At 47.8% G+C, this 19419-nt stretch carries 16 protein-coding genes; 11 read left to right on the forward strand and 5 right to left on the reverse strand.

Annotated elements, in window-relative coordinates; genetic code table 11:
- Positions 1–151: 151 nt before the first annotated feature.
- Positions 152–1834: a dihydroxy-acid dehydratase gene (gene ilvD / locus KME12_05040; protein MBW4487137.1), complete on the forward strand. Its 1683-nt coding sequence runs from the start codon at positions 152–154 to the stop codon at positions 1832–1834.
- Between the two features lie 224 nt (positions 1835–2058).
- Here the strand turns inward: ilvD and KME12_05045 are convergent, their stop codons facing one another.
- A complete protein-coding gene (locus KME12_05045; protein MBW4487138.1) occupies positions 2059–3765 on the reverse strand; it encodes a hypothetical protein in 1707 nt (568 codons plus the stop codon).
- Positions 3766–4267: 502 nt separating this feature from the next.
- Here KME12_05045 and KME12_05050 point away from each other — a divergent pair.
- Complete coding sequence (locus tag KME12_05050) at positions 4268–4765, forward strand: hypothetical protein (protein MBW4487139.1); 498 nt, start codon at positions 4268–4270, stop codon at positions 4763–4765.
- A 21-nt stretch (positions 4766–4786) separates the two neighbouring features.
- On the opposite strand, the gene KME12_05055 is transcribed toward KME12_05050, so the two are convergent.
- Together KME12_05055 and KME12_05060 are read right to left on the reverse strand one after the other, a co-directional pair.
- Positions 4787–5119 (reverse strand): hypothetical protein, encoded by a 333-nt coding sequence (locus tag KME12_05055; protein MBW4487140.1) that lies wholly within the window; start codon positions 5117–5119, stop codon positions 4787–4789.
- 151 nt (positions 5120–5270) lie between these two features.
- Positions 5271–6317, reverse strand: a complete 1047-nt coding sequence (locus KME12_05060) for a zinc-dependent dehydrogenase (protein MBW4487141.1) — start codon at positions 6315–6317, stop codon at positions 5271–5273.
- Positions 6318–6439: 122 nt separating this feature from the next.
- Here KME12_05060 and KME12_05065 point away from each other — a divergent pair, with 122 nt between their 5' ends.
- From KME12_05065 to KME12_05090, 6 genes are all read left to right on the forward strand, one after another.
- Positions 6440–8332: an FAD-dependent oxidoreductase gene (locus KME12_05065; protein MBW4487142.1), complete on the forward strand. Its 1893-nt coding sequence runs from the start codon at positions 6440–6442 to the stop codon at positions 8330–8332.
- A gap of 349 nt (positions 8333–8681) precedes the next feature.
- A complete protein-coding gene (locus KME12_05070; GenBank protein ID MBW4487143.1) occupies positions 8682–10181 on the forward strand; it encodes a glycosyltransferase family 39 protein in 1500 nt (499 codons plus the stop codon).
- Between the two features lie 223 nt (positions 10182–10404).
- Positions 10405–10803, forward strand: a complete 399-nt coding sequence (locus KME12_05075) for a hypothetical protein (protein ID MBW4487144.1) — start codon at positions 10405–10407, stop codon at positions 10801–10803.
- A gap of 208 nt (positions 10804–11011) precedes the next feature.
- Complete coding sequence (gene aspS / locus KME12_05080; protein ID MBW4487145.1) at positions 11012–12808, forward strand: aspartate--tRNA ligase; 1797 nt, start codon at positions 11012–11014, stop codon at positions 12806–12808.
- A gap of 73 nt (positions 12809–12881) precedes the next feature.
- On the forward strand, positions 12882–13139 hold the full coding sequence (locus KME12_05085; GenBank protein MBW4487146.1) for a hypothetical protein: 258 nt from the start codon (positions 12882–12884) through the stop codon (positions 13137–13139).
- The gene (locus KME12_05090) at positions 13099–13869 is read left to right on the forward strand and encodes a PrsW family intramembrane metalloprotease (GenBank protein ID MBW4487147.1); all 771 of its coding nucleotides are present in this window, start codon (positions 13099–13101) and stop codon (positions 13867–13869) included. The genes KME12_05085 and KME12_05090 overlap by 41 nt, the downstream gene beginning before the upstream one ends.
- Positions 13870–13959: 90 nt before the next feature.
- Here the strand turns inward: KME12_05090 and KME12_05095 are convergent, their stop codons facing one another.
- Positions 13960–14826: a 6-carboxytetrahydropterin synthase gene (locus KME12_05095; protein MBW4487148.1), complete on the reverse strand. Its 867-nt coding sequence runs from the start codon at positions 14824–14826 to the stop codon at positions 13960–13962.
- A 280-nt stretch (positions 14827–15106) separates the two neighbouring features.
- Between KME12_05095 and KME12_05100 the strand changes: the two genes are divergently transcribed.
- The 3 genes from KME12_05100 to KME12_05110 all read left to right on the forward strand — a co-directional run bounded on the left by KME12_05100 (position 15107) and on the right by KME12_05110 (position 18176).
- Positions 15107–16420, forward strand: coding sequence for a hypothetical protein (locus tag KME12_05100; GenBank protein MBW4487149.1), 1314 nt, complete (start codon positions 15107–15109; stop codon positions 16418–16420).
- A gap of 118 nt (positions 16421–16538) precedes the next feature.
- Positions 16539–17735, forward strand: coding sequence for a Coenzyme F420 hydrogenase/dehydrogenase, beta subunit C-terminal domain (locus KME12_05105; protein ID MBW4487150.1), 1197 nt, complete (start codon positions 16539–16541; stop codon positions 17733–17735).
- Between the two features lie 267 nt (positions 17736–18002).
- Positions 18003–18176 (forward strand): hypothetical protein, encoded by a 174-nt coding sequence (locus KME12_05110; GenBank protein ID MBW4487151.1) that lies wholly within the window; start codon positions 18003–18005, stop codon positions 18174–18176.
- Here the strand turns inward: KME12_05110 and KME12_05115 are convergent.
- Complete coding sequence (locus KME12_05115; protein ID MBW4487152.1) at positions 18173–19405, reverse strand: methionine gamma-lyase family protein; 1233 nt, start codon at positions 19403–19405, stop codon at positions 18173–18175. The two genes, KME12_05110 and KME12_05115, sit on opposite strands and share 4 nt — an antisense overlap.
- Positions 19406–19419: the final 14 nt, after the last annotated feature.

Below are 19419 nucleotides of genomic sequence, written 5' to 3' on the forward strand. Positions count from 1 at the left end.
TCCTAATAATCGCACCTGGCAATCTCAGAGAAAATCAACTCAGCAATTTGGACGCTACTCTGGCGATAAACACCATCGCCAATAATCCTGCATTCTGACAGAATCAGAGAAAGCAGTTAACCTAATCCTCACATCTTTCACGGAAAGAAGAATGCCTGACAACGTTAGAAGCCAAGTCGTAACTCAAGGTGTCCAGCGATCGCCCAACCGTGCCATGCTTCGGGCAGTCGGCTTTGGCGATGATGACTTTACCAAACCTATTGTAGGGGTCGCTAACGGTTATAGCACGATTACTCCCTGTAATATGGGGCTGAACGATTTGGCGAAGCGGGCAGAAACAGGCATTAAAATGGCTGGAGCCATGCCCCAGATGTTTGGCACCATCACCATCAGTGATGGGATTTCGATGGGAACCGAAGGGATGAAGTATTCCCTGGTTTCCCGTGAAGTGATTGCCGACTCAATTGAGACAGCTTGCATGGGCCAAAGCATGGACGGCGTGTTAGCCGTGGGTGGCTGCGACAAAAACATGCCTGGAGCCATGATTGCGATCGCCCGGATGAATATTCCGGCGGTTTTTGTTTATGGTGGCACGATTAAGCCCGGACATCACAACGGCAAAGATCTAACCGTAGTGAGCGCTTTTGAAGCGGTAGGTGAATATAGTGCTGGCAAAATCAGCCAAGACGAGCTTCTGGAAGTAGAACGCAAAGCTTGCCCTGGGGCTGGTTCTTGCGGCGGCATGTACACAGCCAACACCATGTCGTCCGCGATCGAAGCGATGGGCATGAGCTTGATGTACTCTTCCACAATGGCGGCTGAAGATGCTGAGAAAGCTGAGAGCGCTGAAAAATCAGCGTTTGTCTTGGTCGAGGCCATTCGCCAGCAAATTCTGCCGAAGCAAATTCTGACTCGCAAAGCGTTTGAAAACGCAATTTCGGTCATTATGGCTGTGGGTGGTTCTACGAATGCAGTGCTGCATTTACTCGCGATCGCCCATGCTATTGGGGTTGAACTCACGATTGATGACTTTGAAACCATTCGAGGTCGCGTCCCTGTCTTGTGTGACCTCAAGCCTTCAGGTCGCTACGTCGCAACGGATCTGCACCAGGCAGGTGGGATTCCCCAAGTCATGAAGATGCTATTGGAGCATGGCTTGCTGCATGGTGATGCGCTGACCGTGACAGGACAAACCCTAGCAGAAGTGCTGGCAGATGTCTCGGCTGAACCTCGTGCCGACCAAGATGTGATTCGTCCTTGGAACAAACCCATGTATCCTCAAGGACACTTGGGCATTCTCAAGGGCAACTTAGCGCTTGAAGGTTCTGTCGCAAAGCTAACCGGAGTCAAGAACCGTCGCATCACTGGCCCCGCTCGCGTATTTGAGTCAGAAGAAGAATGCTTAAAGGCCATTCTGGCGAAGCAAATCCAAGCGGGAGATGTGATTGTCATTCGCTATGAAGGCCCCAAGGGTGGTCCTGGCATGCGAGAAATGCTGGCTCCTACTTCGGCCATTATTGGCGCAGGCTTAGGAGATTCCGTTGGCCTGATCACCGATGGTCGTTTCTCTGGCGGTACTTACGGTATGGTCGTGGGTCACGTTGCACCAGAAGCGGCTGTGGGAGGTGCGATCGCCTTAGTTCAAGAAGGCGATACCATTACCATTGATGCCGATGCTCGGCTGTTGCAGTTGAATGTGTCGGATGAGGAGTTGGCAAGCCGTCGAGCTAACTGGCAACCGCGTCCGCCTCGCTATACCAAGGGAGTTTTGGCGAAGTATGCGAAGTTGGTCGCCTCGAGTAGTGTGGGCGCGGTGACTGACCTGAGTTTATAACTCTAAAACCTCCTAGTAGCAATCAAGTTCTTTTCTAATTGCTCTGACAGAATTGAATCGCACCTAAAAAATGGAAAAGGCTAGAAGTACTTGCCTATGTTTCGATTAGGTTGCGTTTAAGCCAATTTTAAGTAGTCAGTTGGGAGAGTATTTCTGAGACTCTCCCAACTTTTTTAGTTGGAGTTGAAACTTACTCTCGGGGCAATATGAACTTGTAGTAAAAACTATGGCATTGTTTGATGGGGAGTTCCTAGTTTATAGGCTTTTGTTGTTTCTACATCAAATGCCCAAGCCTCAATTTTGGTATTTGGGGGTAAAGGCTTATCCATAGAAAATGTATCGCTCCATCCAGAACGTAAGTAAGTTTGAACTCCTAACAGCTTTACTACGTCAGGTCTTGCATCTCCTACTTTGATAACTTTAAACACAGTTGCCCCCTGACCCAGATCATAAGTTAACAAAACCGTATCGGCAGGGCGGTTTAATTGTGGTAAAACTGCCCAACCGCTAGCTACATATTCTTTATTGCCTTGTAAAGAAAAAGCGTCAAAATAGCCGTAAATATTGCTGTTTGTGGAACTATTTATTAGACGGTTAGTAGATAGTAATGGTGGATTGAGAAGGCCTAAACGATTGGCGGAATTAGCGACTGGCTGTAAGTAATTGATTCCACCAAAACTGAAACCATAAAAATAAGCTCCCCAGTAAAGGCTACGTTCAACGCAGCTAGCATCAGGTACAGAATTAATAAATAACAAGCAGGTTTTAGCAAACAATCTTTCTTGTCGCATCTGCTGCATTTGGCTTATTGAATAAATAAAAGTAAAGCCATGTAACAAAATAAACGTTGTTACTAGGATAGTGATTCCGTGGTTGAGTATTGTAGAATAACTCGGTACTCTCAAATTTTTCTGACTAATGAAAAGAGCTATTAAATGTATGACAGATATAAATAAATAAATTGCGAAAGTAGAGTATCTAGAGGCAAGAGCTTGCTCAGTACTGAATCCAACTCTGCCAACAGTTGTGATAGCAGCGCTGACAATTCCGTAAGCACCCAACGATAGCCAAATGATTTCCTGTTGCCGTGTCCCTAGTTTTGAGCATGACCTTAACCAATTCAAGCCAAGGAGGCAATATAAAACCAACAATACTAATCCAACAATAGTTGCCTGATTGGGTGTTTGCACCACTGTTCCCCAGGCTAGGGGATTTCCCAAAAAAGAAAGAAAGTAAACAATCGCTTTTCCTGGACTCCATACAGCAGTTAGTAAACTTGGATGGTAGCCAGGCTTATGATAGTCATAGAAATATACAACTAAATTAAGCGCTGCAATAAGAAACCATCCTAAGACTAACCAAATTTTTTCTAAGAACTTAGAACTGCCTGTAAAGCTGTATAACGCTGGAAAAATAATTATCCAAGCAAGAATACCGTTAGCAAAAGAGAACGTACTAATTGTTGCTAGTACAGCACAGATACCTAGCTTAATTCCTGGATGTAAAGAAGTAGTAGCGATAACTAGACCACTGGTAATACAAGCTAAGGAAAGATAGACAACGTTGGAGAGACCGTTTAACCACGCTTCATATTGAATTGGACTAAATAGCAATAAGTTGGTAATTAATGCCAAAGCACATATCACAATCCTTCGTTGAGATATAGTCACATAGCTTAGCCAGATGAGACTAAGCGATATGACGCAACTGAGAAGAATTGATAGAAACATCTCCGCTCTAACATCATATTTAGTTAGATAGGCTAGAGCAATATCAACTAAACGAGGAAAAAATTTTCTGCTTTCATTATGTTGTGCTAATAGATCACCAAAGGTTATAGTTCCATTCATTGCTTTGATGATCGTTTGTGTTGTCCACCATTGGTCCCCGACGGGTACATCAACACTATAATTTAGAACCAAAGCTGCCAAAGTGAGGGCAGGAAGAAGGACGAAGAAGCATAACAAAGCAAGCCTAAATCTGCCTGGCCAGTGGAAAAAGTAGGGCATGAGAATAATGTATTAACAACTAACAAGATATTGTATCGCTGTAGTTTATCTAATATTATTTTTTAGGTATAGTCTTGCCTTTTGATCTCTTAAAGAGATGATTAACATAAATTACTTTCAAGTGCAAGTTTGCTTGTATCAAATATTATTTATATAGCTTGGTTGACTGTTTTTTATCAAATATTTCAGAGTATATTGTTGCACAGTTGTCAATAATGTTGCTGCTAACTCCAAGTTGTGTACTAACGCAATATGAACTCAAATGTCGGCATATATTCACCTCTAGCAGCTATAGCGGTTCCTAATCTGGTGAGGTACAAGTCACAAGCTGAAATCCTTACCCAGCCTGGATATGTGTACCTCATTTCGAGGAGAAACGCTATATAGCTTGTTACTTAGCTAGTTAAGGCATCGTAATTAAGTCATGGCGATCGCGTTTGATGATCTCAATTCTCTTTCCAGCACTTTGTCCCACAAGGCAGGTCAGGCTCTGACGCAGGTGCAGCAGAGTACAGTGGCTGACGCGATGCAAAATGCTCTTGGTGGGGCAATGCAGCAGTGGATGGCGGAGCATCAGTTTTGGGCTTGGGTTCTTCAGCATCCTTTCTGGTCGGTTGGATTGTTGCTGGTGCTGCTGGTGTTGCTACAAGGGCTTTTGAGTACGATCGCTCAACTCATTCAACAGGCAGGAATTGGTCTGCTGCGATCGCCTTGGAAGCTGAGTCAATGGTTGTTTGGTTTTAGTGCTAGGTCGTTTCAGTCGGCCCTAACGGCGGGTGATGCAAAGCAAGGCACTGACTCGAAACAGCAAAGGCTGAGCGAGATTGTGGATCGATTAGAAGCCCTTAAGCAGGAGCAGGATGCCCTGTTGCAGGAAGTTAAAGCAATTGTGGCATCGGAGGAACCTAAGGCTAATGGTTAAGGGTTCTGGCGATCGCTGCAACTACCCGCATTGACTCTGACGCTCGTACGCTTCACCTTTACGGATGTCGGCGGGAACGTAGACTGAGCCACCCCCAGAACGACTGTTGATGTAATTGCCACGGGCGTCGCTGTTGCAGTTGAAGGCAATTACAGTCGTGCTTGGTAGTTGTTGCCCACACAAGTTTTCTAAATTGATCAGCTGGTTGCCCTCAGTTTGCATGTAGCAGATGGGAGGATCAAGGTTGGGTTTGACTTGGGTTGCTGGCCGAGGAACATTGACTTGAGCGATCGCTGGAACAGTGAGCAGTAAGGCAGTTGTGGTGCTACTCAACCCGGAAAGCAATTTCAGCATGGTTCAAAAATGGAGACAGCGGGAAATGTAGGGGCGATCGCGTAGCCTTAGCGTAGTCTTAGCGTAGCCATGCCGAAGGTTATTGCTGAAGGCTATTGCCGAAGGCTTTACGGTGGCTCGCCCTCCTAAGCTCTATATAGTTACGGGATAGTTACGGGTAAATCAAAATCTTGTAGGTTTCTGGGCCTGGTGAAACAGCTTGATCGACCGCTTTGGATAAGTCCTCCAAGGGATAGCGATCGCTAATCAGGGCTTCCACATCAATGCGACGATTAAACACAATATCAGCCGCTAAGTTTTGCACCCGGAAAGAAGAGCTGTAGCTTCCCATTAGGTCAATTTCTCGCCGATAGAGCACATTGGGATTGAGCGGAATTTCAACTTCATCCGGAAACTCTGCAAAGAACAGAATTTTGCCACCTTTGCGGGTACAGTCTAATGCCTGGAAAAAAGCTTTGTCACTAGGCACAGCTAGCAAACTCACATCCACACCCATGCCCTGGGTTAATTCTTGAACTTTTTGAGCAATTTCAGGATCGCGGGCATCAAAAGCGGCATCGGCTCCCACACTCAGAGCCTTTTCAATCCGCGAAGGAATTAGATCTGTCGCGATCGCTCTAGCCCCAAAGTACTTCACCAACATGATAAACATCAGCCCAATTGGGCCTGCGCCAGTGATCAGCACAGTTTGACCAGGGGCGATTTGAGCTTTTTTAACCGCTTTGAGGCAGCAATTGGTGGGCTCGACAAAGCTGGCTTGCTCAAAACTAATGTCATTGGGGATAGGAATCAGACCACCATTGCGAACAATGTGCCCCGGTACTTTGACGTATTCTGCAAACCCGCCACCACTAGGCGAAAATCCTGCGGTTGTCGTGACGTTTTTGTATACGTCGCACATGGAGAAGTTGTCGTTGAGGCAATAGTTGCAATGCATACAGGGAATGTGATGCATCACGACCACGCGATCGCCTACTTGCCAATTTCTGACTTCATCTCCGATAGCTGCAATTGTTCCGGCAGTTTCGTGACCAAAAATTCTGGGTGGTTCGTAGAGCGGATACAGAATTTTTTTGATGTCAGATTGACACAGGCCCACAACTTTGACTTGTACGAGCACTTCATCTGCACCTAGTTCGGGCACAGGCAGTTCCTCGTAACTCAACTGCTTCACTCCACGAAATACTTGTGCTTTCATACTCCCCTCTAATGCTGATAATCTACAGCCACTAAACTGCCCAAAAACCTGGATTTTTGTAGGCTCAATGATCATAGACTTTATCAAGATCTGTTATTCGACACGTCAACAAAGTCATTCCCATGCCACTCACCTTAGAAGAATTAGCCGCTGATGTTTTAGTTGTGGGTGGAGGGACAGGCGGCACAGTTGCAGCGCTACAAGCAGCCCGTCGAGGAGCCAAAACTATTCTGGTCAGCGAGTTTCCTTGGTTGGGTGGCATGCTGACGAGTGCAGGAGTCTGTGCCCCAGATGGCAATGAGTTGGCTGCATTTCAGACCGGGATTTGGGGCGCTTTTTTGCGGGAATTGCAACGACGGCAACCCGGTGGCTTAGACCATGCCTGGGTCAGCTTCTTTACCTATGACCCTCGCGTGGGTGCCCAGATTTTTGCCGATTGGGTGCGATCGCTGCCTAACTTGCATTGGATTAGCGGTCAAACGCCTGTAGAAGTTCTCCGCCAAGGCGATCGCATTACCGGAGTTCGCTTTCCAGACTTGACAGTCAAGGCTAAAGTCACGCTAGACGCCACTGAGCTAGGAGATCTGCTGGCTCTAGCTGAAGTGCCTTACCGCTGGGGGTGGGAACTGCAATCTGCATGGCAGGAACCGAGCGCTCCACCTACTACGAATGCTTTAACTCAGCGCTGCTCGGTGCAGTCACCTACTTGGGTTGTCATCCTCCAAGACTTTGGCGTAGGCAATCGGGCCCCCGCGATCGCCCCTCCACCGAATTACGATCCAGCCCAATTTGCTGGGGCTTGGGAGGGTTATGACCCAGAGCAGTTTCTCAACTATGGCCGCTTACCTGGCGATCGCTTTATGCTCAACTGGCCCCAGTGCGGTAATGATTACGGCTTAGGGGTCGATCGTCTAGTTCAATTACCTGAAGCGCAGCAAGAGTTTTTGCAAGAAGCGCGCTGGCACACTCAAGGTTTTGCTCATTTTATCCAAACGCAGCTGGGCGATCGCTATGGCTTAGCGTCTGATATCTTTCCCCACTTGCCTGGAAATTTAGGCGGAGGCGCTTTTGCCTTGCATCCCTACTATCGAGAATCTCGTCGCTTGCAAGGACTCACGACCGTCTGTGAGCGGGACATTTTGCCTGTGCCTGGAGGCCACGTAGCCGCTCTACCTGTAGATCACCAAGGCCAAGTTACGGCGATCGCGAGCGGTAACTACGCCAATGACCATCACTACCCCACGCACTTTCAAGATCAAGCGTTACCGAGCTTAAATCTCAAGCCCAAATCGATTCGTTGGGGCGGACGCTGGACAGGCACTCCTTTCACCATTCCTTATGGCTGTCTAGTGCCACTAGCTCTAGATGGTTTGTTAGTTTGCGAAAAGAATATTTCTGTGTCCCATATCGCCAACGGGGCAACCCGCCTACAACCCGTTGTGATGAATATTGGTCAAGCCGCAGGAATGGCTGCTGCTTTGTGTGTAGAACAAAACTGTCAGCCTAAAGAACTCAGAGTGCGATCGCTGCAAATCGCTTTACTAGAAGAGCCTACTGCTCCTGCTGCGATCGTCCCACTCTTCAATTCCTTGCCCCAGCATTCTGACTGGCTCCATTGGCAGTCTTATTATCTAGCTCATCCAGAGACTTACTCTGTCTATGGTCAATGCGCTAGAACAGAACACCAAAGCGAACTGGAAATTGCAGCGAGCGCAGCGAGTGCAACGAGCCCCCATCCTGAATCAACGAACTCTCCCTCAATCGTATTGAGCGGTATTTTTTCCCGCGATCGCGATCAAACCTATACCTTAAACTCGCTCAGTTCAACTACGTCATTGGCTGCGGGTTCGCCTGCCAGTGTTAGCCTCGTGACCTTGTGTCCACAAGTTAATCAACAGCTAGAACAGTATCCCGATCAGCAACCGTTGCAAGTGCTAGGACGCCTCAATCGAGCAGGAAACTGGCTATTAATTGAGCAAATTCTCCATTTCATCCCTAGTACTTCACCACACTAGCTTGCAGGTTGAAAGTTGGAATAAAATGACAGCCAAGTAATTTAAAAGGCAGATCTTTGATTTGGTCATCTTGTATTAAAAATCCAGAGATTCTAATATAGCGATTCCTAATCTGGTGAGGTACAAGTCACAAGCTGAAATCCTTACCCAGCCTGGATATGTGTACCTCATTTCGAGGAGAAACGCTATAGCTTCACCTGGTTACTGGCTCATAGTCAATCCTCCCCTTAGCTTGATACTCTCAAATGGATTCTAAAAAATGGATTCTGAAAATTTTATCCAGCAAGTACCTACGAAATCAAGAATAGGCTCTACAAACTTAGGAGCAGCTCCTACCTGGTTAAGATTTTTGTGTATTTTTTTACTGGTACTAGGCGTTTGCTTTCGGTTTGCAAATTTAGGGCAAAAAGTCTATTGGAAGGATGAGGCTTATACTTCTCTTTGGCTTTCAGGTCACTCTCAAAGCGAAGTAGTCGAAAATATTTTTAACGGCCAAATTCTTAGTGCTAGCGATATTTCTAGATATCAATTTCTTAGCCCTGACAGAACAGTTTTAGATACTGTCAAACAACTTGCAGAGAATGATCCTCAGCATCCACCCCTTTACTATTTCTTAACTTGGTTTTGGGCCAAATCGTTTGGCAATTCTACTGCAATCTTAAGAAGTTTGGCAGCAGTTCTAAGTTTATTGATCTTTCCCAGTCTTTATTGGCTTTGTCGAGAACTCTTTGGCGGGACCACTCCAAGTTGGATCGCGATCGCATTATTTTCAGTATCTCCCTTTCATGTTCTTTACGCCCAAGAAGCACGGGAGTATAGCTTGTGGGCTGCAATAGTTGTGCTATCTAGTGCAGCTTTGCTCAGCGCCTTAAGACAGCAAACTAAATTAAGCTGGGGAGTCTATAGCCTCACCATTCTGTTAGGGTTTTACTCGTGCATCTTACAAGGATTAGTTGTTGTGAGTCATGGACTCTACATCTTGTTTACAGAAGGTTGGCGACTAAACAAAACTTGGAAAGCCTACTTGGCTAGTTCTCTAATAGCCGTTATCGGTTTCTTACCTTGGTTGAAATACCTTACTGAAATTGATGCCGCAGGATGGACTGCTACCCCTATACCCTTGTTAGCTTTTATCAAAATTTGGATCTTGAATATCAGCCGTTTGTTCTTAGATGTGCGGTTTAGCTTGAGTAATCCACTCACCTACTTAATACTGCCAATCTTGCTACTAGTGGCCTACTCACTTTACTTTGTGATTCATAATGCTCCCAAGCCCACTTGGTTGTTTATTGTCACGTTACTGGGTGTCACCTTATTAGTTTTTACAGCACCAGATTTGATTGTTGGAGGACGGCGATCGCTGATCAATCGCTATTTAATTCCTTGCTACATAGCAATTCAACTTGCCGTCACCTACCTATTAACCGTCAAAATTTCCGGACATAAACATCTCTTCCCCTATTTTTGGCGATCGGTACTCGCTATTCTCATAGGCATTGGCATTATTTCCTGCGCTGCTAGCACGTCTGCAACTACTTGGTGGAACAAATACAGCAGCAATGAAAACCCAGCGATCGCGCAAGTTATTAATCAGTCGCCTCGCCCCCTCGTTATTAGCGATTCTAGTTTTGGTGAGATGCTTGCTTTAAGCCACCTCTTAAAACCAGATGTGAAACTGCAGCTAACCTTGAAACCTCAACAACCGATCATTTCTCGATCCGTGAATCAAGCATTCAGTGATGTATTTCTGATAGAGCCTTCACGCAACCTGCGCAAAACATTAACACAGCAAGCATTTAATCCTCAGCCAGTGCCTCAAGTTAAACATCTTTGGCGCTTAAAACCATGAAGCAAGTATTTAGAAGAGATCTAGGCTGTTAGCCGTCGTGAGTTGGCTTCATTAAGATTCTGTGTTCTGCTTACCTGCCAAATCTGGGCAAAGTGGTTAGATTGGATTTAGAGGTAGCGTGATTTCAATTGAGTCAGCCATCAGAGTTAATTAGCCTTATCTGATCTGGAGACCTGTTATGAATCCTGAACCAATGGATGCAGAAACATCTGTCGTTGTAGAAATCCATCCTCCATCCACTTCTAGCGAAAATACGGCGCTGGTCAGCTCCCAAACCGATGCGATCGTGACGGTTGAGCCGACGGAGGAAGATGACGAAATTAAACGAGAAACTCAAGCTTTAATTGCAGCCATTCGCAAACGCGCCCAAGCCGAAGTTCAGTCTGCGGGTGATTTTAGCCGCGATGCCTACCTCAACGCCATCCGACAAGCAAGGGCAACTGTTGAACAAAGCCAATTGGTGATTGATCCTCAGCGGTTAGAGCAGACGATTCAAACCTTACAGAATGAAGCTGATAAAAGCTGGCATGTGATTGTGGGTGAAATTGAGTCGGTTGGTTTTCAACTAGCAGATGCAGCTAGATTGGCTTGGCAGAACTTGATGGCGACTCGCCCTAAGTAAGACGCACCGCGTAGCCTGTGTTCACAACCCAGAAGTAGCTTTTCGTTTGATGCAACTCTGACTCAGTTACAGTAGCGCAAGCAAAATGCTGGATAATGGGAAGGTTTCACTGGATGTTGTTAGGATGCACTGCGATTTTGGCAGCTTCTCCTGAGCCTCAACCCCAATCTGATCAATTCTGAAAAGCAAGAACTCTGAATCATTAGCTATGCGAACCCATTATTGCGGCCAACTCCGAGCAGAAAATATTGGAGAGACTGTCACGCTGTGTGGATGGGTAGACCGTCGCCGCGATCACGGGGGTGTGATCTTTCTAGACCTACGCGATCGCACTGGCATTATCCAAATTGTCAGCGATCCGGAACGCACCCCCAATTCTTACGAGCCAGCAGGTGATCTACGCAATGAGTATGTCATCCAAGTCACGGGTCGGGTGACTCGCCGTCCTGATGACTCGCTCAATCCTCGACTGCCGACGGGAGAAATCGAAATCTATGCCGATCAGGTCGAGCTGTTGAATGCGGTTCGCAAGCAACTTCCCTTTCAAGTTTCTACAGCAGATAATGAGGCTGTCCGAGAAGACTTGCGCCTGAAATATCGCTACTTGGATTTGCGGCGCGATCGCATGCATCAGAATCTGCGGTTGCGTCACGAAATCATCAAGACCTTGCGGCGTTATCTAGAAGATGCCAAAGGCTTTATCGAAATCGAAACACCAATTCTGACTCGCTCCACTCCAGAGGGCGCACGAGATTACTTAGTGCCCAGCCGAGTCAACCCTGGAGATTGGTTTGCACTGCCGCAGTCGCCGCAGTTGTTCAAGCAATTGCTGATGGTGTCAGGGTTCGATCGCTACTACCAAGTAGCTCGTTGCTTCCGAGATGAAGACTTACGGGCCGATCGTCAACCAGAATTTACCCAACTCGACATGGAAATGAGTTTCATGTCTCAAGAGGAAATTCTGACCCTGAACGAAGATCTAGTTTGCCATCTCTTCAAGACCATCAAAGGGATTGACCTACCCAGACCCTTCCCCCGTCTGACCTACAAAGAGGCGATGGACCGCTATGGTTCTGACAAGCCTGACACCCGCTACGGACTAGAACTAGTAGAAGTCTCCGATTTAGTTAAGGACTCTGGCTTCAAAGTCTTCTCTGGTGCAGTCGCAAGCGGAGGTGTTGTCAAAGTGCTGCCCATTCCTAGCGGTAACGATGCCATCTCTAATGTGCGGATTAAACCCGGTGGCGACTTATTCCAAGAAGCTTGCAACGCTGGGGCCAAAGGTCTCGCTTACATCCGTGTGCGCGAAGATGGCGAAATTGACACCATTGGAGCCATCAAGGACAACCTGACTGATGGGCAGAAGCAAGAACTACTAGCTCGCACTGGCGCTAAAGCAGGTGATTTGTTGCTGTTCGGCGCTGGGCCAACCGATTTGGTGAACAAAACCCTTGATCGCCTCCGCCAGGTGATTGCCCAAGAACTCAATCTGATTGATCCAGAAAAAATCAACCTGCTCTGGATCGTCGATTTTCCCATGTTTGAGTGGAACGCTGACGAGAAGCGCCTCGAAGCCCTACACCACCCCTTCACTGCCCCCCACCCCGACGATCGCGACGACCTGAAAACCGCTCGCGCTCAAGCTTACGACTTAGTGTTCAATGGCTTTGAAGTTGGAGGCGGTAGCTTGCGGATTTATCAACCCGATTTACAAGCTCAAGTCTTCGAGACCATTGGCTTAGCTGAGGAGGAAGCTCGGAGTAAGTTTGGTTTCTTAATAGAAGCGTTTGAGTACGGCACTCCTCCCCACGGTGGTATTGCCTATGGTTTGGATCGCTTGGTGATGTTGTTGGCGGGTGAAGAGTCGATCCGAGACGCGATCGCTTTCCCCAAAACTCAACAAGCCCGTTGCCTCCTCACCAGCGCCCCTTCCAGTGTGGATGATAAGCAACTCAAGGAGCTACACGTCGCCTCTACTCACAAACCAAAACCCCAAAACGCCTAAAACTCTTGTAAGGTCGAAGCATTTTCTCAGATATCAGTGTGCTCAGTGAAAATGCTTCACCCTTGCAGAATGTATGGATCTTTATACCATCACTTTTTGGGCGATCGCACCGCCGCTCTTAGCTCTCGCTTACTATTGCTGCCAAGTTCGCCAAGTCCCTGTCCCTCAACTACTCCTCGGTTTTCTGTCGGGAGGGCTAGCTGGGCTAGCGGCTTTAGGGCTGGAGTGGAGTTTTGAGTTCTTAGCTCAAAGCCTACTGCCTTGGCAACAGATCACGCGATCGCTCTTAGGTGCAAGCTTTACGACAACTACTAGAAATTGGCCCCATTGAAGAAGGCTGCAAACTTATAGGGGTGTTGTTGCTCGTAGTTGGCCTTCGTAGGTGGCAGTCGCGATCGCCCTCAAGCAGTACCGTTCTGCTTTACACCATTGCTGTAGCCCTAGGGTTCACCGCCGAAGAAAACCTGTTGTATCTCTTCAATGGTGTGGCTTCGATTTTCGATCGCACCATCGGCGTTGCAGTTCACGCTTGGTTTGCCGCCCCCTGGGGCTATGCGCTAGGACTGGCACTGAATCGAAAATACTCTTTAGCCTCCCTTTTTAAGGCGGGTTGGGGAGATCTCTTAATAGCTTGGCTAAACGCAGTTGGCTGTCACGCCCTCGTCAACAGCCTCTCCCTCGCTTGGCGCTATGAACCACCCATTCAGCTCTTAAGCTACGGCCTCTTTCCGTTTTTTCTCTGGATGGCATGGCGGTTGAATAGCTTGCTCAAGCGATCGCAACACCAATCCCCATCCACACTCATTTCTGGCAATACTCCACAGGAATGTTACTGGCAGCGTGGCTTGGTTCTATTTGCGCTGATGTTAGGAGGTAACGCAATTTTTGGCTGGTTTCTGTTAGGCAGAAGCTTAAGTAGCGTCAGTTGGGCGCAACTCGTTGCCACACCAAATTTAGTCCAGTTTGCTCTCAGTCATTTTGTGCTGAATTTGATTCCAGGAGCGATCGCCTGGGGTATTTACCGCTATTTAAGGCGCAGAGGCGATCGTCATTTGGGGTAGGGCGGGTTGATTGAAACATATCTCGCTCAAACCACCAATCTTTACGAAAAACCCGCCCCTACGTTGGCCCTTTGGAAACCCTTTTCTAGGCTACGCTAGAGCCGCTTCGCGTTGTTGACCTGCTACTTGATTGAAATCAGCTTCAGTGCAGAAGACTTCGCAGGAGTTATTGGGGCTTTCGATTAACTTGATCTTGTACAACTGGGCACCAATCTCACGAATGGGCTGTTGCAACAGGTCACGAATGTGAACGGCAATATTTTCAGCCGTGGGCACAACCTCAGCAAAGTAAGGAATATCCTTGTTGAGAAAGGTGTGGTCAAACGGTTCCACCACATAATCATCCACGGCTTTTTGGAAAGCTACCAAGTCAGCAATCATGCCTGTGCGGGGGTCCATCTCGCCTTTGATTGTGACTTCTAGGTGATAGTTGTGGCCGTGACCATTGACCCGTGCACATTTCCCGTAGATTTCAGAGTTCTGTTCTAAGGTGAGGTGAGGTAGAGCCAGACGGTGAGCGGCGCTGAAGTGAGTGCTGATGGTGAGGTAAGCTTCCATTCCGTTTCCTTTATAGTCGGCCCAGAGTTCAGGATGTTCAAACAGTTGAATATTGGTGATTGGCAGATGAGGTGCGAGACGTTGCCAAATCACCCGCGCGATATTTTCCGTCGTCGGCAGCGTTTGCTGAAACTCTGGCAAAGCGTCATTTAGGTACGAGAAGTTAAGATGATTGGTCACTTCTCGCTTGATCACATGCTTCACATCCGACAGGTTTAGCACCATGCCATATTCATCGAGTTCGCCCGCCATCGCGACATAAAAGACATAGTTATGTCCATGTCCAGGTGCACGAGCGCAGAGACCAAACTGCTCTGTGTTTTCCGCTTCGCTCAGTTCAGGCAGCCAGTAACGATGGCTTGCTGAAAACTCAGCTCGACGATTGATAATGCATTTCATGGGCACAGGGGAGGGAGATGGTGTGTTAAGTTCCGTAAACCAGCCTCCTTTCAGAATAAACCAATTTTCTTAAGGATTTTGGGCATTTACTGCTTCTGGAATAGCTTTACTGCTCTAACATTCCCTTGGAAAGAGAGAAAAACGATCGCGAAATTTCCTGGGCAATTGGGCAGGCTTCTGAGAGATTAAGGGGCGATCGCAGATGCTTCCCCGCCACTAAACTAGTGTGAACTGGTTCAACTAAATCCAGGTTACTTAAGACGCACGATCGCAGTGAGCTATGGTCAACAATCGGTTCCTTGTTGGGTCTGTTGCATTTGGTGTCAGCTTTGGCCTCAGCTTCTTGACCAACCGAGACATGGGAAAAGCTTTTTCCAGTGGGTTGATCACCCTGCCTGCTGCCTTGTTCGCAATGGTCGTGGTGGAAAATCGTCGCAGCTCTCAAGCAAAGAGCACTTTAGCGTTTCTCAACACTCAGGTTCGAGCCTTGCAACGGCAGGGTGAAGATTTACAAGACGTATTGCTGGATTTGACTGACGAACGACAAGAGGTCGCGGCCCACCTCAGCTCATTGCAAGCTCAAGCGCAGCAAGCTAAACTCCAACTTGCGGATTATTGGAACCACAAAGAAGAACTGGTTTGGAAGTTAAATGCTCTGAACGCTCAAGAACAACACCAGCTAGAGCAAATTAACCAGAGGCAATCGCAAGTTAAAGCCCTAGAGCGACAAGAACTAGAGCTGAAGCGATCGCTCTCCAGTATCGACACGCTCAAAGAACAAACTGAAGCAAACTTGGCGACTTGGCGGGCAGAACTTGTCCAGCTAGAAACGCGAGTGATGGAGCAACGCCAGCAAGAAGCATCACTCGACCAGGCTTTGATGATTCTGCGGCAACAAAAACAGCAGTTAGAACCAGAAGTTTACGGCTTACACACTCAAATCCAACAGCTAGAACAGCGCAAGCTGGAGGTTAGCCAATCTCTCTCGGTTTTGCAAGCCGAGAAACAGCAGGAAGATGCCAGTTCTCATCCCCTCCAAGCGGCTATGCAACAGTTGCAGACACAAGTTATTTCGCTGCACAAAGAACTGGAGCAGTTAGAAACTCAAATCTTAGACCGACGCAATCAAAAAGAAAGCTTAGAAGAAGAACTCGCCACACTCAATCTGCTGAAACTGCAAGCGGAAACCTACGAAGTTCAACCAGTTCAACCAGTTCAACCAGTTCAACCTCAGACTTCTAACCGCAAACGCAAAAGTGCTAGCAAAAAGGGAGCCATTCTACCCTTCCGCCCGCCCCGTGAGGAGACTTTACCCTCTGAGTGGACAGAATTTCTCTTGCAACTGCCGATGGCTGAGTTTCAGGTACTCAAGGCGATCGCAGAACAAGAAAACGCCAGCGCCGCCATCAAACAAATTGCTGAAGCCAACATCATGATGCCAGAGCTATTAATTGACTCAATCAACGAACGAGCCTTGGATACCGTCGGCGATGTGGTAGTGGAGCCAAGTTCTAATCCTCCGGCGATCGCCTCTGAATACTTACCAGCAGTCAAGCAACTGATCAAAGCCTACGAAGACCTACTAGCCGAATAGCAGAGCTTGCTTCAAGACTTGCTTAAAGTTTCATGACCATCCTTTAACTGGAACCACAGGAAAGCATTAAGCTACCTTAAGCAGACTTTGCGCTTGTGACTCATTTAGCTGCCATAACATGATTGCCTCTGTCCGTCCTCACCAAAAAGCTAAAGCCCTCAAACCTTCTAGCCGTCGTCCTGCCAAGGAACTCTGTAGTGAGTGCGGCCTGTGCGATACCTACTACATTCATTACGTCAAAGAAGCTTGCGCCTTTATCAATCAACAGATTGCTGAGCTGGAGGCTGAAATCCACGGACGCAGCCGCGACTTGGATAACCAAGACGAGTGGTATTTCGGCGTCAACCAAGACATGATGGCCGCCCGCAAAACTGAGCCGATCGAGGGGGCCCAGTGGACAGGTATTGTCAGCACGATCGCGATCGAAATGCTGAATCGTGGTTTAGTAGAGGGCGTGGTCTGTGTGCAAAACACGGAAGAAGACCGCTTTCAACCCAAACCTGTGATCGCTCGCACCCCAGAGGAAATCTTGGCCGCACGGGTCAACAAACCGACGCTCTCGCCTAATCTGTCGGTGTTGGAGCAGATTGAGCAGTCGGGGATGAAGCGGCTGCTGGTAATCGGTGTGGGTTGTCAAATCCAAGCTCTACGCGCAGTCGAAAAGCAACTCGGCTTAGAAAAGCTCTATGTGCTGGGAACGCCCTGCGTGGATAATGTCACCCGGGCAGGATTGCAAAAGTTTTTAGAAACCACCAGCCGATCGCCGGAAACCGTCGTGCATTACGAGTTCATGCAAGACTTTCGGGTGCATTTCAAGCACGAAGATGGCTCAATTGAAAAAGTCCCCTTCTTTGGCCTGAAAACTAATCAGCTTAAAGATGTCTTTGCGCCTTCCTGCATGAGCTGCTTCGACTACGTCAACTCCCTGGCCGATTTGGTCGTGGGCTATATGGGCGCTCCCTTCGGTTGGCAATGGATTGTGGTACGGAACGATCGCGGTCAGGAAATGCTGGATTTGGTGGGCGATCAGCTGGAAACGCAGCCTGTAATGTCCCAAGGCGATCGCCATAACGCAGTACAGCAAAGCATTCCTGCATACGACAAGGGCGTTACTTTACCCATGTGGGCCGCTCAACTCATGGGTGTAGTCATCGAAAGAATCGGCCCCAAAGGCTTGGAATACGCCCGTTTCTCCATCGATTCGCACTTTACTCGTAACTATCTCTACCTCAAGCGCCAGCATCCGGAAAAGCTGGAAGCTCATGTGCCTGAGTACGCTAAGCGCATCGTTGGACAGTACAAGCTGCCAGAATGAGGGGAATTTTGTAGATAGGAGCCAAAAGCCAGGAGTCAGAAGCCAGGAGTTAGAGCGATCGCTACTCTTGGCTTTGTATTTCATGCTGCATTGCGGTTTTCTGCTTTAACCCAGGGATTTTAAGGATAGGTTAAAAGATTACATTTAATTCATATAAATTGATAAATTCGTTACAGAAATGTTAACTCTGTAACTTCGTATCCAGTCATACTAAGTACACTACGAAATAAATGATTTTAGTTACCAAACATTAGCAATTGTTAAGAAATGAAACTTCAGACTGGTGAGCTTTTAGTGTCTAGAAATGGCAAGCAGTATCGAGTGGTGGAGTGTTATGAAGACAGCGTTTCTTTAATGCCAGTGAATGGCTACACGCTGTTTTCCTGTCGCCGCTTGTTTGTAGAGTCTTCTTTTCGTCTTGCTACTGCTGGTGTAGCCTAGGCTGGGCCTACTGCCTCAATCGCAGCTTCGAGGGCGATCGCTACATGTGTCCAATGAGTCCCGCCCTGACAAAACACGACATAAGGCTCACGCAGCGGCCCATCTGCTGAGAATTCCGAAGTACTGCCATCAATAAACGTGCCACCTGCCATTACCAATTGGCTTTCGTAACCTGGCATGCCTGAGGGGATGGGGTCTAGATAGGAACCAATAGGCGAATGTTTTTGGATGGCGCGACAAAAAGCAATTAGTTTTTCGGGTGAGCCGAGTTGAATGGCTTGAATTACGTCCCGTCGCGGCGCTTCTGGCAAAGGATTTACTGGATAACCGAGTTGCTGGAAGACATGCGCGGTTAAGTGGTTGCCTTTCACCGCTTCCCCAACCATCTGCGGAGCCAGAAATAAGCCTTGAAATAGCAAACGATTTTGATCAAAAGTAGCTCCACCTGAACTGCCTACTCCAGGCGCAGTCAGGCGGCAAGTAGCTGCTTCTACCAAATCAGCTCGGCCTGCCACATATCCTCCAGCTGTGACAATTGTGCCACCGGGATTTTTGATCAAAGACCCAGCCATTAAATCCGCCCCAACGGCAGTGGGTTCTTGGGTTTCAATAAACTCGCCGTAGCAGTTATCCACAAAGCAAACCGTGTTGGGATTTTGCTGCTTGACCAAATGCACGATTTTTTCGATGTCAGCGATCGCCAAGCTAGATCGCCAAGAGTAACCACAGGAGCGCTGAATTAGAACTAAGCGAGTGTGATCGCTCACCGCCTCAGTCAAAGCTTGCCAATCGATCGCGCCCTCTGGGGTTAATTCCAATTGGCGGTAATCCACACCAAACTCGCGCAACGAGCCTTGACCGTGACCGCGTAGGCCAATTACTTCTTCTAAAGTGTCGTAAGGCGCACCTGCCACAGCTAGCATTTCGTCGCCGGGACGCAGCACCCCGTATAAGGCACAGGCGATCGCGTGGGTACCCGAAACAAACTGTACCCGCACCGCTGCGGCTTCTGCTCCCATGACTTCGGCAAACACCTGATCTAACGTCTGCCGCCCCAAATCATCATGCCCATAACCAGAAACACTCGCAAAGTGATGCGTTCCTACGCGATGATGGTAGAACGATGTTAAGACTCGTTTCAGATTTTTCTTGACCTGAGAGTCAATTCCAGAAAAAATCTGGAGTAGTGCTTGCTCTGCTTTCTGTAACAGTTCAACACTGCTGGTCACTCTTTGGTTCTCCT

It is taken from the genome of Trichocoleus desertorum ATA4-8-CV12, from assembly GCA_019358975.1.
Classification (GTDB): Bacteria; Cyanobacteriota; Cyanobacteriia; order FACHB-46; family FACHB-46; genus Trichocoleus; species Trichocoleus desertorum_A.

Coding starts and splice junctions, on each gene's coding strand:
- ilvD (MBW4487137.1), top strand. CDS start 152: ATGCCTGACAACGTTAGAAGCCAAGTCGTAACTCAAGGTGTCCAGCGA.
- KME12_05050 (MBW4487139.1), top strand. CDS start 4,268: ATGGCGATCGCGTTTGATGATCTCAATTCTCTTTCCAGCACTTTGTCC.
- KME12_05055 (MBW4487140.1), bottom strand. CDS start 5,119: ATGCTGAAATTGCTTTCCGGGTTGAGTAGCACCACAACTGCCTTACTG.
- KME12_05060 (MBW4487141.1), bottom strand. CDS start 6,317: ATGAAAGCACAAGTATTTCGTGGAGTGAAGCAGTTGAGTTACGAGGAA.
- KME12_05065 (MBW4487142.1), top strand. CDS start 6,440: ATGCCACTCACCTTAGAAGAATTAGCCGCTGATGTTTTAGTTGTGGGT.
- aspS (MBW4487145.1), top strand. CDS start 11,012: ATGCGAACCCATTATTGCGGCCAACTCCGAGCAGAAAATATTGGAGAG.
- KME12_05085 (MBW4487146.1), top strand. CDS start 12,882: ATGGATCTTTATACCATCACTTTTTGGGCGATCGCACCGCCGCTCTTA.
- KME12_05095 (MBW4487148.1), bottom strand. CDS start 14,826: ATGAAATGCATTATCAATCGTCGAGCTGAGTTTTCAGCAAGCCATCGT.
- KME12_05100 (MBW4487149.1), top strand. CDS start 15,107: ATGGTCAACAATCGGTTCCTTGTTGGGTCTGTTGCATTTGGTGTCAGC.
- KME12_05105 (MBW4487150.1), top strand. CDS start 16,539: ATGATTGCCTCTGTCCGTCCTCACCAAAAAGCTAAAGCCCTCAAACCT.
- KME12_05110 (MBW4487151.1), top strand. CDS start 18,003: ATGAAACTTCAGACTGGTGAGCTTTTAGTGTCTAGAAATGGCAAGCAG.